General features: G+C 69.6%; 12 protein-coding genes. All 12 read right to left on the bottom strand.

Features of this window, described 5'->3' with window-relative positions:
- Positions 1-100: 100 nt before the first annotated feature.
- Positions 101-1,492 carry a YchF/TatD family DNA exonuclease gene (locus JW876_08085; GenBank protein ID MBN1885465.1) on the bottom strand — a complete coding sequence of 464 codons (1,392 nt, stop codon included), beginning with the start codon at positions 1,490-1,492 and terminating at the stop codon, positions 101-103.
- Between the two features lie 7 nt (positions 1,493-1,499).
- Complete coding sequence (gene metG / locus JW876_08080) at positions 1,500-3,035, bottom strand: methionine--tRNA ligase (GenBank protein MBN1885464.1); 1,536 nt, start codon at positions 3,033-3,035, stop codon at positions 1,500-1,502.
- Entirely contained in the window at positions 3,035-4,045 is a 1,011-nt protein-coding gene (locus tag JW876_08075) for a stage 0 sporulation family protein (GenBank protein ID MBN1885463.1), read from the bottom strand. The genes metG and JW876_08075 overlap by 1 nt, the downstream gene beginning before the upstream one ends.
- Positions 4,046-4,119: 74 nt before the next feature.
- Positions 4,120-5,184: a DNA polymerase III subunit gene (locus JW876_08070; protein MBN1885462.1), complete on the bottom strand. Its 1,065-nt coding sequence runs from the start codon at positions 5,182-5,184 to the stop codon at positions 4,120-4,122.
- A 20-nt stretch (positions 5,185-5,204) separates the two neighbouring features.
- Complete coding sequence (locus JW876_08065) at positions 5,205-6,380, bottom strand: peptidoglycan DD-metalloendopeptidase family protein (GenBank protein ID MBN1885461.1); 1,176 nt, start codon at positions 6,378-6,380, stop codon at positions 5,205-5,207.
- A 10-nt stretch (positions 6,381-6,390) separates the two neighbouring features.
- Positions 6,391-7,260 carry an ABC transporter permease gene (locus JW876_08060; protein MBN1885460.1) on the bottom strand — a complete coding sequence of 290 codons (870 nt, stop codon included), beginning with the start codon at positions 7,258-7,260 and terminating at the stop codon, positions 6,391-6,393.
- A complete protein-coding gene (locus tag JW876_08055) occupies positions 7,257-8,045 on the bottom strand; it encodes an ATP-binding cassette domain-containing protein (protein ID MBN1885459.1) in 789 nt (262 codons plus the stop codon). Before JW876_08055 ends, JW876_08060 begins: the two co-directional genes overlap by 4 nt.
- The gene (pdxA, locus tag JW876_08050; protein MBN1885458.1) at positions 8,042-9,058 is read right to left on the bottom strand and encodes a 4-hydroxythreonine-4-phosphate dehydrogenase PdxA; all 1,017 of its coding nucleotides are present in this window, start codon (positions 9,056-9,058) and stop codon (positions 8,042-8,044) included. The genes JW876_08055 and pdxA overlap by 4 nt, the downstream gene beginning before the upstream one ends.
- Positions 9,051-9,332, bottom strand: a complete 282-nt coding sequence (locus JW876_08045) for an RNA-binding S4 domain-containing protein (GenBank protein MBN1885457.1) — start codon at positions 9,330-9,332, stop codon at positions 9,051-9,053. The genes pdxA and JW876_08045 overlap by 8 nt, the downstream gene beginning before the upstream one ends.
- Entirely contained in the window at positions 9,329-10,642 is a 1,314-nt protein-coding gene (locus JW876_08040; protein ID MBN1885456.1) for a peptidylprolyl isomerase, read from the bottom strand. The genes JW876_08045 and JW876_08040 overlap by 4 nt, the downstream gene beginning before the upstream one ends.
- Before the next feature lie 2 nt (positions 10,643-10,644).
- Complete coding sequence (locus JW876_08035) at positions 10,645-11,445, bottom strand: peptidylprolyl isomerase (protein ID MBN1885455.1); 801 nt, start codon at positions 11,443-11,445, stop codon at positions 10,645-10,647.
- Between the two features lie 86 nt (positions 11,446-11,531).
- Positions 11,532-13,226 (bottom strand): peptidyl-prolyl cis-trans isomerase, encoded by a 1,695-nt coding sequence (locus JW876_08030; protein ID MBN1885454.1) that lies wholly within the window; start codon positions 13,224-13,226, stop codon positions 11,532-11,534.
- Positions 13,227-13,240: the final 14 nt, after the last annotated feature.

Below are 13,240 nucleotides of genomic sequence, written 5' to 3'. Positions count from 1 at the left end.
AGGCGTTCGTTGTCGTCGTGTCGTTACGGCCGCTCGAAGCGAGGGTACCACAGGTCTCCGCCGTCCACAAGGGAATCGGCCGGGCACCGGGGACGCCGGGTCAGCTGTCGCGGCAGGAGAAGAAGCGGAGCCGCCGCTCGCGGAAGCGCGCGCCGGGGATCGACTCGACGAGCCGGCGGCAGGCGGCCAGGTCGACGCCCGGGCAGCCGACGGCCGAGACGGTCGTCTCCATCGGGGAGGCCGCCGCCCGCCTGATGAAATCGACGACGGCGGGGAAGGCGCGCTCCCCCGCATCGGGCCGGCAGATCTGCAGGTAGGTGTCGGCGTCCGGGGCGTTGAGGCTGATCGAGACGCGGTCGAAGACCGCCGAGAGCTCCGGAACGATGTCGCGGCCGTTGACGAGGTTGCCCTGCCCGTTGGTGTTGAGGCGGATCGGGAGTTCGAGACCCTTCAGGCGCCCGGCCGCCGCCGCGATGTCGCGCACGCGGGCGGTCGGCTCGCCGTAGCCGCAGAAGACGATCTCGCCGTACCCGCCACCGGCGGCGACCCCTTCCGCCGCCGCGACCATCTCGTCGACCGACGGATCGGCCAGGATGTTGAGGTTGTGGCCGTAGAGGAGATTGTCGCGGCGCATGCGCGAGCAGAAGGTGCAGAAGTTCGTGCAGGCGGAGGTGACGTTCACGTAGATCCCGCCCTTGAGCCCGTAGGCGACAGCGGCGGGCAGATCGCGCTCGCCGAGGAACAGCCGCCGGAAATTGACCGTCGTCGCCCGTTCGACGTCGGCCGCATCGACGCCGAGGATCTCGGCGAGCGCCTCGGCGACGAGCTTCACGTGGGCGGGCTCGTTCCGCTCGCCCCGGTGCGGGACGGGGGGCAGGTAGGGGCAATCCGTCTCGAGGAGGATGGCGCCGGGGGGCACCCGCCCGGCCACGGCCGGCAGGCGGCTTCCGCGATAGGTGAGGGGCCCGCCGATCCCCACGTGGAACCCGAGGTCGAGTACCTCCCCGGCCTCCTCCTCCCCGCCGGAGAAGGCGTGGACGACGCCGCCGACCGATCCGGCCCCCTCCTCGCGGAGGATCCGCACCGTGTCCTCGAATGCCTCGCGCGTGTGCACGACGATCGGCTTCCGGAAGTAGAGGGCCAGCCCGATCTGCCGGCGGAAGACCTCCCGCTGGACGTCGCGCGGAGAATGGTCGCGGTAGTAGTCGAGGCCGATCTCGCCGACGGCGACCGCCTTGCGCCGGAGCAGCCCGCGCTTGATCTCCTCCTCGAGACGGTCGTCGTACGAGGAGGCGTCGTGCGGGTGGACGCCGAGCGCCGCCCACACCTCGCCCCGCGCCTCGGCGAGCGCGAGCGTGCGGGCGATCGATGCCCGGTCGAAGGAGACGTTGAGGATCCCGCCGACCCCCGCCTCGCGGGCGCGCGCGAGCACCGCGTCGAGGTCGCCGCGGAAGGGCTCCATGTCCAGGTGTGCGTGGGAGTCGATCAGCATCGTGCGCTCATTTGGCGAAGAGGGACGCGGGATCGTCCTGGATCCGCGGAAAGAGCGGCTTCGGCGATTCGAGCGCCGCCGCGCCCGCCTCTGCGTGGGGCAGGTCCCCGAGCGCCGCCTCCGGCGCGCGCAGCTGCCCGAGCATCGACTGCATCTTCCCCGGCATGAAGGGAGCGAGCACCGTCGCAGAGGCGGCGAGGACGGCCCACAACTCGCGGAAGACCTCCTCGAGCTCGCCGCGCCGCGCCGGGTCCTTCGCGAGATCCCACGGGCGCATCTCCTCGACGTACTGGTTGGCCCGCTGGATCGCCGGCCACCAGGCGCCGAGCGCGCGGGAGAACTCCATCCGCTCCATGTGGGCCGCGTAGCCCTCCAGCCCGTCGCGGATCTGGCCGTACAGTGGCCGCCCCTCGCCGTAGGGGGCCGGGGGCAGGTCGCCGCCGAGGTACTTCACGATCATCGACACGGTGCGGCTGAAGAGGTTGCCCAGCTCGTTGGCGAGATCGGCGTTGTAGCGGTTCACGAGGATCTCCGGCGAGATGTCGCCGTCCTTGTCGAAGGGCACCTCGCGCAGCAGCAAGTAGCGCGTCCCGTCGGCGCCGAAGACGCCTGCGACCGCCTCGGGATCGAGGATGTTGCCCAGCGTCTTGCTCATCTTCTCGCCGGCGAGGGAGACGAAGCCGTGCGCGAAGACGCTCTTCGGCGGCTCGACGCCGGCGGCCATGAGCATCGCCGGCCAGATGACGCAGTGGAAGCGGGTGATGTCCTTGCCGATGACGTGGACGTCGGCCGGCCAGTACCGCCCGAACAGCGCGTCGTCGCCGCCGAACCCGAGCGCGGAGACGTAGTTGGTGAGCGCGTCGAACCACACGTAGACGACGTGGCTCTCGTCGATCGGCAGGGGGATGCCCCAGTCGCGGCCGTGCCGCGAGATCGAGACGTCCTCGAGCCCCCCGCGGATGACGTTGACCACCTCGTTCATGCGCGCGCGGGGGCGGATGAACCCGGGGTTGGCCTCGAAGTGCTCGAGGAGCCGCTCGCCGAAGCGCGAGAGGGCGAAGAAGTAGTTCTCCTCGTGGATCGTCTTCGGCGCCTGCTTGTGCCGCGGGCACATGCCGTCGACGAGATCCTTCTCCGAGACGAACTCCTCGCAGGACTCGCAGTAGAGCCCCTCGTAGGACCCCTTGTATATGTAGCCGTTCCGGTGGATGCGGCTGAAGATCTCGCGGACGGCGACGGCGTGCCGCTCCTCGGTGGTGTGGATGAAGTCGTCGTAGGAGATATCGAGCGCGCTCCAGGCCTTCCGAAAGACCTCGCTCATGCCGCGGCAGTACTCGAGCGGATCGAGACCGCGCCGGATCGCCTCGCGTTCGACGTTGGTGCTGTGCTCGTCGTTGCCCATCAGGAAATGAACGTCGTAGCCGGCCATGCGCTTGTACCGTGCCATGCAGTCGGCCCCGATCTTCTCGTAGGCCGTGCCGAGATGGGGGCGGCTGTTGACGTAGTCGATCGCCGTGGTGATATAGAACGTGCCCTTCTCCATCACTGTCCTTCTCGTTTCTTCTGTCGTCCCCGCTGGCCGCCACGGCGCCGGGGGCGCCGCCGGCCGGAGCGCGGCCTGTCCGTCGTTTCCTGTCCCTCGCGCGGCGGCGCCGTCCCGCCGGCCGCCGGGGCGCCTCCGCCGGGCGGGGCGGCCGCCGGAGCGGCCGGTTCCTTCCGTTCCGGGGCGGGCTTTTCCGCCGCCGCGGTCTCGGGCCGGGCGATCTCGCCGCGGAAGTCGTCGAGCCGCACCTCGACGGTGTTCCCGTCGGGGTCGGAGAGGATGACGGATTGCCGGAAGATGCTGAATTTCTCGATCCGGTGCTCGCCGCCGAAGATGCGGATCTTGCTCCCGATCTTGGGAATCCCCTTGCGGAGGTCCTTGTAGTCGCCGAGCTCGTAGGCGAGGCAGCACATCAGCCGGCCGCACGCCCCGGAGATCTTCGTCGGGGTGAGGGGCAGGTTCTGGTCCTTCGCCATCTTCAGGGTGACCGGTTCGAAATCCTTGAGGAAGGTGGAGCAGCAGAGCCGCCGCCCGCACATCCCCATGCCGTCGAAGCGCCGCGCCTCGTCGCGGACGCCGATCTGCCGGAGGTCGATCCGCGTGCGGAAGACGCCGGCGAGGTCCTTGACGAGCTCGCGGAAGTCGATGCGCCCGTTGGAGGTGAAGTAGAAGGTGATCTTGTTGCCGTCGAACTGGTACTCGACGTCGACGAGCTTCATCGGCAGCCGGTGCTCGGCCACCTTCTCCTGGCAGACACGGAGCGCGTCCTTCTCCGTCTCGCGGATCTCCTCGAGCTTCTCGACGTCGCGGTCGGTCGCGTGCCGGAGCACCTCCTTGGAGACCACCTCGACATCGGTCGAGCCGGCGCTGGTGATCGAGATGATGAGGCCCATGTCCTCGCCCCGGTCCGCCTGGACGACGCAGTGGTTGCCCACGCGCAGGTAGAGCGCCCGCTCGTTCCGGAAGAACTCCTTGCGCTGCGCCTTGAACTGGACCTCGACGAGCTCCATGACCGTCACGTCCTCTCGCTGGCCGGGGGGAATCGACCGCGCGGCCGCCCGGACGGGCGACCGACCCATTCAATCTAGTACCACTTGCCGACCAAATCAAGAAGGAGTTGTGAAAGCGTCAGTTCCAAGTCCGCGTTGCCGTCGATCGATCGGACGGCTCCCTCGATCCGCCCGAGGTCGGCCCCCCAGGCGCGCGTTCCGGCCTCGCCGGCGGCGGCCGCGACCCCGGCGGGGACGGCGCCCGCCTCGCCCCGCATGAGGAGCCGGGCCATCGCCGCGATCTCCCCGAGGAGCTCGCGGGCCTCCTCGCGCGTGTACTCCCGTGCCGCACCCTCTGCCTCGCCGATGAGCGCCCGCGCCTTCCCCTCGAGGACGAGCTGGAGGATCCCGGCCGCGTCGCGGTGGATCGCGAGGTGGCGCTCGTCGAGAAGGCGTATCCCCCGGCGCAGGTTGCCGTCGGCGAGCGCGGCGATGCGCGCGGCCTCCTCCCGCTCCACCGAGCGGAACATCTCGAGAAAGCGGGCGACGTCCCCGGACGCCACCGGATCGAAGCGGATCTCCTGGCAGCGCGAGAGGATCGTGGGAAGCAGCCGGTCGGTGCGGGCCGTCGTCACGACGAGGACGGCCGAGCCGGGCGGCTCCTCGAGGAGCTTGAGGAAGGCGTTCTGGGCCTCGACGGTGGCAAGATGCGCGTCGAACAAGAGCACGACCGACCGCCGCCCCTCGAAGGGCGCGCGGGAGACGGCCTCGATGACGCGGCGGATCTGCTCGATGCCGATGCTCCGGGCGCGGCCCGCGAACTCCCCCTCGTTGAAGAGGTCCTCGCGGCGGCTCTCGACCACCACCGGGATCGTCTTGGAGAGGTCGCCGTAGGGGACGGGGAAGACGAGGTGGACATCGGGGTGCTCGAGCGCGCCGACGCGGAGGGCGGCCAACTCGCCGAGCGCGCCGTCGCCGGCCGGGCTCGCGCTCTGGAGACGCGCGGCGAGCCCGATCGCGGCCAGTTCCTTCCCCGCGCCGTCCGGGCCGGAGAAGAGCAGCGCGTGCGGCAGGGTGTCCGCGGCGAGCATCGCGCGCAGCCGGGCCGAAACCCGCGGCTGCGCCTCCTCGATCATCGCCGCCGCCCGCAGGTTGTCCATCCGCCGTTCCTTTCCCGTCGTCACCGGCCGAGCCACTCGGCCGGATCGAGCGCCTTCTTCGACTGCCTGACCTCGAAATGGAGCGGGACCGCAACCTCGCCGCCCCCCGCCTCGGCGATGACCGAGCCCCGCTCGACCTGCTCCCCCTGCGCGACGAAGACCGTCGTCGTGTGGGCGTAGAGGGTGTACCAGCCGCCGCCGTGGTTGAGGATGATGCAGTCGCCGTAGCCGGGGAGGACGTCGGCGTACTCCACCCGTCCGCGCGCTACCGCCTTCACCGGCGAACCGGGCCGCGTCTCGATGTCGATCCCCGTGTTGAAGGTCACCGTCTTGAACTCGGGGTGCGTGTACTTGCCGAAGGGACGCACCGTCCGCCCGTCGGCCGGGCGGGTCATCCGCCCGCGCAACGCCGTGAAATCCGCCTCGCCGTATTCTCCCCACGCCTTGGCCCGCTCGGCGCGCCGCGCCTCGAGGATCTCTATGAGGTCCTGGAGCTGCGACTCGGCGGCGGCGAGCTCCTCGGCCCGCTTCTCGTGCGCCGCCCGCCGCCCCCGGAGATCGGCCAGGGCGCGCCGGCGCTTGCGCTCGTTCTCGTCGAGCCGTCCCAGTTCCCCCTCCTTCTCCCGGCGGGAGACGGAGACCTCGTGGAGGACCTCGGTGACCTCCGCCTCCTGCCGCTCGATCTCCGCCCGGCGCTCGCGCACGTCGCTGATGAGCCCGGCGTCCCGCTCGGCGATCAGGGAAAGGAATTTCCAGCGCTGGAGCAGGTCGCCGAAATCCCTGGCCCCGAGAAGCTCCTGCCACGTCCGCCGGGTGCCGTCCTTGTACATCTCCCGGAGCCGGCGCGCGAGCGTGCCGAGGCGGAAGCGGTAGACCGCCTCGTTGACGTCGATCGCCCGGCGGAGCGTGTCGGCCTGCGCGGCGAGCAGTTCCTCCTTCTCGCCGAGGCCGGCGAGGAGGCTCCTCGTCAAACGCGCCTCCTCCTCGAGGCGGCGGATCAGGCCGGCGGTGTCCTTCTCCTGCGCCTCGATCCCGGCGATCGTGCGTCGCTGCTCGGCGATCTCCCGCCGCAGCCGCTGCAGCTCGCTCTCCTTGTCGCGGATCTTCCCGTCGAGCCCCTCCTCCTGGGCGAGCGCCGGGAGGGCCGCGGCGGCGACAAGGAGGAGGAGGACGAGTGCCGTCCGCGGAGAGAACATGGAGCGCTCCTTACAGCCTGAGGAACCGCCGCATCGCCGCGACGCTCCCCAGCGCCCCGAGCAGGGCGCAGAAGAGAACGAAGCCCGCGACGGCGTCCCACCGGAAGAAGACGATCCCCGGGAGGTACCGCAGGGCGAAGAGGTGGATCCCGAGGAGGAGGCCGATCGCCATCACCGCCGCCGCCGCGCCCTGCGCGGCGCCCTCGACGACGAAGGGGGTCCGGATGTAGGCGTTCGTGGCCCCGACGTATTTCATCACGTCGATCGTCCGCCGCCGCTGCAGGATGGTGAGACGGACCGTGTTGGAGATGACGAAGACCACCGAGAGGAAGACGATGAGCCCGAGGCCGAGGTCGATCGCGTAGAATCCGCGGACGAGCTTCTCGCCGCGCTCGAACCACCGCTTGCCGTAGCGGACCTCCTCGACGCCCTCCCATCCGCCGACCGCCTCGGCGAAGGAGCCGAGGATCGGGCTCCGGATGCGGTCCTGCCTGAGCTGGACGCGGTAGGCGTCGGGAAGGGGGTTCTCCTCGAGCGCGTCGAGCAGGTCGCTCTCCCCGCCGAGGGCCTCGCGGAACTCCTCGAGCGCCTCGTCCCGCGAGACGAAGACGACCTCCCGCACACCGTCCATGCCGAGCAGGCGGAACTGGATCGCGCGGGAAGTGTCCTCGTCGATCCCGTCGCGGAGATAGACGTAGACGCGGAGCTCCTCGCTGGTCCGGTCGATGAAGCCGGCGATGTTCAGCGTGACGAGGAGGAAGACGACGAGGATCAGGAGGGAGAGCCCCATGATGATCGTCGAGACGGCGTTGGCCCCCTTCCGGCGGGCGAGCATCTTGAAGGATTCGTCGACGACGTACCGGATGCCGTTCGCGTTCATCGCTTCTTCTCCCCGTCGCCGGTGATGTCGCGGCCGGCGAGCCGGTCGGCGTCGCGGGCGACGCGGGAATCCTCGACGCGGTCGCGCAGGTCGCCGATGTAGACCGGCTCGGTGTCGCGGACGATGCGCCCCTCCTCGAGGTAGAGGATCCGCTGGCCGAAGGAGCGGACGAGGTCGATGTCGTGCGTCGCCATGAGCACCGCCGTCCCGCCCGCGTTGAACTTGAAGAGGATCTCGAGGACGTTCTTCGTTTGCACGGCGTCGAGGTTGCCCGTCGGTTCGTCGGCGAGGAGGATCGCCGGGCGGTTCGCCACGGCGCGGGCGATCGCCACCCGCTGCTGCTCGCCGCCGGAGAGGGTCGACGGCGATTCGTACCGCTTGTGGTAGAGCCCGACGCGCGTGAGGATGTCGGTCGTCTGCCGCTTGATCTCCCCCATGCCCGTTCCGGTCACCTGCATGGCGAGGGCGACGTTCTCGAAGACGCTGCGGTCCTCGATGAGACGGAAATCCTGGAAGATGATCCCGATCCGGCGCCGCAGGTGCGGGACGGTCTTGCGGTGCATCCGCGTGGAGACGTAGGGCCCCACGACGACCTGCCCCGCCGTGGGGAAGTCGTCCATGTAGAGCATCCTGAGCAGGGTGCTCTTCCCCGCCCCGCTCGGCCCGACGAGGAAGACGAACTCGCCGTTGGCCACCTGGAAATTGATGTCCGCGAGGGAGAAATGCCGGCCGAGGGTCTTCGAGAGGTGGTAGACCCCCGCGATGATGCGGCGCTCGTGGGTCATGGCTCGTCCTCTCCGCCGCGGCGCGCACGGCAGCATTCGACGGCGAGACGGACGGCCGCCTCGATGCTCCCCGTGTCGGCCTCGCCCCTGCCCGCGATGTCGTAGGCCGTCCCGTGGCAGACGGAGGTCCGCACGGTGGGCAGCCCGATCGTCATGTTCACCCCGCCGGCGAACCCGCCCATCTTGAAGGGGATCATCCCCTGGTCGTGGTAGAGCGCCACGAAGGCGTCCCACCCCTTCTCCTCCCACCGGTGGAAGAGGGTGTCGGCCGGTATCGGCCCGCCGACCCGGAATCCCTCCAACACGAGCGCCTCGAGCGCGGGAGCGACCGTGTCCAGCTCCTCGCGTCCGTTCAGCCCGCCGTCCCCCCCGTGCGGATTGAGGGCGGCGACGGCGATCCGCGGCTCCTCGATCCCCCACAGCTCCGTGAGGGCGGCCGCGGTCACGCGGACGCCCGTGTCGATCCGCTCCCGCGTGATCAGCCCCGGCACGTCGGCGAGAGGAATGTCCCGCGTGAGGATGACGATGCGGAGCCGCCCCGCCACCATCATCATCTGGCAGTCGGGGGCGCCGAGGAGCGAGGCGAGCATGTCGGTGTGTCCGCGGAAGGGATAGCCGGCGAGGGAAAGCCCCTCCTTGGAGACCGGTCCGGTGACGATCCCGTCGACCGCCCCGGTCGCGGCGAGCTCGACGGCCTTCTCGATCGCCCGGCCGGCGACGAGCCCCCCCTCGCGCGAGGGCCGCCCCGCCGGCGGGTCCAGCCCCGCCGCCGTGTCGATGACGGTCGTGTCGCCGCGGGTCGCCGGGCCGGCGACCCACGTCTTGGCCGTGACGACGGGCGGCGGCCCCCCGGCCGCCCCGGAAAGCGCCCGGGCGAGCGCCGCCGCCGAACCGATCACGCAGAGCTCGGCGTCGCCCCGCGCCTCGCCGGCGATGGCGGCGGCGGCCAGCTCCGGGCCGATCCCGCCCGGATCGCCGATCGTGAGCGCGAGACGCACCGGCCGTTCAGACATGCCACCCCTCCATCGGCCCGGTCCGCACGTCGCGGATCGTCCGCAGCCAGCGGTCCCGGTCCTTTTTCGCGATCTGCGCCGCCGGCACCTCGAGCACCTCGACGGCGAGGGTCCGGTGCGGCCAGCGGATCTCGACGACGTCCCCCGCGCGGATCTCGCGCCCGGGCTTCACGGGCCGCCCGTTCACCGAGACGTGGCCGTCGTCGATCCCCTTCCTCGCCTGGCTCCTCGTCTTGACGAGGCAGAGCGCCTTGAGGAAGAGATCGATCCTCATCCCGCGCCACCCTCCTTCACGTCGACGTAGTAGATCGCCTTGAGGTCGTCGACGTAGCCCTGGAGCCGCTCCTGCACCTTGCGGTTCTCGATGACGCGCCGGAGCTCGTCCTTCGATTCCTCGAAGGTGAAGGGGCGGGGGGGCGTGCGGCCGAGGACCCTGAGGATGCGGAAGCCGTCCTGCTCCTTGATGAGCGGGGCGATCCCGCCGTCCGGCACCCCGGCGACGATTTCGCGGATGTGCTCGGGGAGGTTCTCCATCGGCACCTCGCCGATGAAGCCCCCCTCCTCGCGCGTGTCGGGATCGTCGGAGTGGCAGGCCGCCATCGCGGCGAAGTCCGCCCCCGCTAGGAGGCTGTCCCGCACCGCCTCGGCCAGGCGCGCCGCCCTCTCGACGTCGGCCTCGCCGCTCTCCACGCGGGAGAGGATGTGGCGCAGGAGCACCTCCTCGCCGCGAACGTCCTCGAGCCGGATGACGTGCCAGCCGAACCGGGTGAAGACCGGCCGGCTGACCTCGCCGACGGTGAGGGCGCGGACGGCCTCCTCGAAGGCGGGGCTGTTGTAGTCGGCGAGCTTCGCGTAGCCGAGGCTGCCCCCGTAGGCGGCGCTCGGACAGTCGGAGCAGGTGCGGGCGAGCTCCTCGAACTCCTCGCCGGCATCGAGCCGGGCCATGATGCTGTCGATCGTCCCGCGGGAACGCTCCGCCGCGCGCTCGGAGATTGCCGGGACGATCTTGATGTGCGAGAGGGTCACCGTCGCCGGGCGCGTCGGAAGCTCGTTTGCGTGCTCGCGGTAGTAGCGGCGGATCTCGCCCTCGGTCACGGCGACGCTGCTCATCACCTCCTGCCGCAGCAAGCGGCGGATGAGGAGGTTGGCGCGGATCTTCTCGCGATAGGTCGCCGAGAGCTGCTCGAGCGTCATTCCCTCCCGCTCGAGCTGGCTTTGGAAGGCCTCGTCGCCGCCGATCTGGCGCTTGAAGTTGTCGATCGTCTCGTTCAGCCGCTGCTCGACCTCATCCTCGGCCACCTCGACGCCGAGCTTCTCGGCGTGGACGGTCATGAGGAGATCGGCGATCAGGCTCTCGAGGATCTCGCTCCGCGCCGCCTTTTCCTCGTCGGCGTCGAGGCGTTGCTTGCCGGACTCCATGACGTACCGGCGCAGCTCGATCTCGACGTCGCTCCGCATGACGGCCCGGTCCTCGACGACCGCGGCAACGCGGTCGACGAGCTCCCCTTCCTGCGCCCGGGCCGGATCGGCCGCGGACAGGAGGAGTACGCCGGCCAGAACCGCCGTCGCCATGATCCTCGTCATCGTCAGTTCACCTCCGTGCCGCCCGAGGCGGCAGTGTCGGCGAAAGCGGGGACCGCGTACGCCGAGTCCGCGTACTCGATCTCCGACCGTCGCCGGAGCTCGTCGAGGAACTCCCCGTAGGCCCGCTCGCGCTTGCGGACGACGAGGGTGTTCATGATCCGCTCGCGGACCTCCTCGAGCCCGACCTTGACGTAGGCCTCGCGGATCCCCACCAGCTTGATGATGTGAAACCCGAAATCGCTCCGGACCGGTCCGCTGACCTCGCCGGGCGTCATCCGGAATATGACGTTCTCGAACTCGGGGACCATGTTCCCCTTGGTGAGATACCCGAGATCGCCGCCGCGTTTCGCCACCGGATCGACCGAGTGGCGGTTCGCCACCCACTCGAAGCTGTTCGTTTCGAGAAGCGCCTGGACCTGGCGCGCCTCCTCGAGCGTGTTCACGAGGATGTGGCTGACCCGGTACTCGTAGAGGTATTCCTCCCGGTGCTCCTCGAAATAGCGCTCGACCTCCTCCTCGGTCACGCTCGTCCGCTCGCGCAGCTCGATGGTGAGCAGGTGGTCGGCGAGATACTCCTGCTCGAGGGCCGCACGCCGCGCCTGGACGCGCGGATCGTCCCCCAGGCGGCGCCGGATCGCCTCCTGGTGGAGGAGCTCGGTGTCGACCCAGCGGTCGACGAACCGCCTGCGCTCGGCGTCGTCGAAGGGGACCCGCTCTCCCTCGGGGAGCAGGCGGTCGAGTTCGTCGACGGTCAGCACGCGTTCGCCCACGCGGACGATCGCGCCCGGCGGGATCTCGCGCACGGGCGGCTTCTCGCGCCCGCCGCACCCGGCGAGGACGGCCAGGATAACCAGCAGGGAGACGCCCGCCGCGAGGCGGCCCGCCGCGATCAGAGCTTCGTCAAACCGAGCTCGACCTTCGCGAGGTTGTCCCTGTCGATCGTGATGACGTAGTCTTTCTTCCACTGCTCGAGCTTCTCCTGGAGGACTTCCTCGCTCTTCGCCTCGAGCAGGGCCTTGTGGATCGTGTCGTACGCCTCGTTGTACGTCGGTACCCGGCCCTGTTCGATCTGCTCGACCTTGATTACCGCCCAGCCGCGGGCGGTCTGGAAGGGGTCGGAGACGGAGCCCACGGAGGGCAGGGCGAACGCCACGGGGTCATAGTCGGGATAGTTGCCGGAAGCGACCATGCCGGTCCTGCCGAGATTCTCCTTGGCGCTCGGATCCTGCGAGAAATCGCGGACGAGAAGCTCGAACTTCTCGCCGCGGCGGGCCCGCGCCGACACCTCCCCGGCCGTCTCCTCGGAGCCGACCAGGCAGATCGAGAAGTCGCGCTTTTCCTGCGTGCGGAGCGTCTCGCGATTCTCGTCGTAGTACTCGCGCACCTCGCGGTCGGTGACGGAGGTCTCGTCCTTCACCTGGTCCTGGTAGAGCCGGTAGACGAGGAACTGTTCGCGGCGGTTCTCGAGGGTCGCGGCCACCTCGGGGATCTCGAGGATCTTCGCGCGCTGCTCGGCGTAGTCGGGCAGCACCTGGTCGAAGACGTGCTTGTGGACGACCTGGATGACCCGCTCCCTGCCCTGGTAGCGGAAGGGGCGCTCGGGGATGCCGAGCGTCGTGTAGATGTCAACGAAGTCGGCCAGCGTGATCGTCTGGTCGAGATAGGAGCAGATCACCATGTCGAGGTACTGCTCGGGGATCTCCGGGACCGGTGCGTTGTCGCGCGTGATCGTCCGGTTGACGAAGACGTCCTCCATCGGGTAGTCCTGCGGGAGATTGTCGTACGCGATCGTGACGGCCTGCTCGGAGAAGGTCAGCCCGATCTCCTTCTCGATCCGCGCCTTGACCTCCTCGATCCCCTTCTGCTCCTTGATCGCCTTCACGCGGGCGCGGGCGAACTCCTTCGTGTCGTCGGGGACGATACGCCGCTTGCGGTGCACCTTGATCAGCGCGTAGCCGGACGAGGTCTGGAGCGGCTCGGAGACATCCTGCTCCTCCATGCCGAAGAGCGCCTCCTCGACCCACCAGAGGATGCGTCCGACGTTGCTCGATCCGACGAAGCCGCCCTCCTCCGCCTCGGCGCCGAAGGAGTACTTCCGCGCCGTCTCGGCGAAATCGGCGCCGTCGAGGATGCGCTGCCTGAGCTCCCATGCCTGGTCCTCGTTCGGCACGACGATCTGGCTGATCGTGTACTCCCAGTGCATCTTCTCGAAGTAGTCGTCGACCTCCGCGTCGGTCACCGTGACCTTGCGGCGGATCTGGTGCTCCATCATCGCCGCCACGAGGAAGGGCTTGCGGAAGGAGTCCCAGAACTCGACGAACCACTCCTCCTTGTCGTACCCCGCGCCGAGGGCCTTGAGCGCCATGACTTCCTTGTTGATCATGTGATTGAGCACCTTCATCCTGCCCTCGAGGTCGTCGTTCTCGGGCATGTACTTTTCCTCGAGATTCAGGACGGCGTTCTCCACGTCGGCGACGGTGATCGTCCGCGTGTCGACCCGCGCGACGACGAGGTCTTCGCGTTTCGTGCACCCCGTGGCGAGCGCGAGCCCGACCAGCACGGCGATGAGTACGGCTCGTTTCAAGATGATCTCCTTTC

Source organism: Candidatus Krumholzibacteriota bacterium (assembly GCA_016931295.1).
Lineage (GTDB): Bacteria > Krumholzibacteriota > Krumholzibacteriia > Krumholzibacteriales > Krumholzibacteriaceae > JAFGEZ01.
This window is presented reverse-complemented; position numbering and strand designations above follow the sequence as displayed.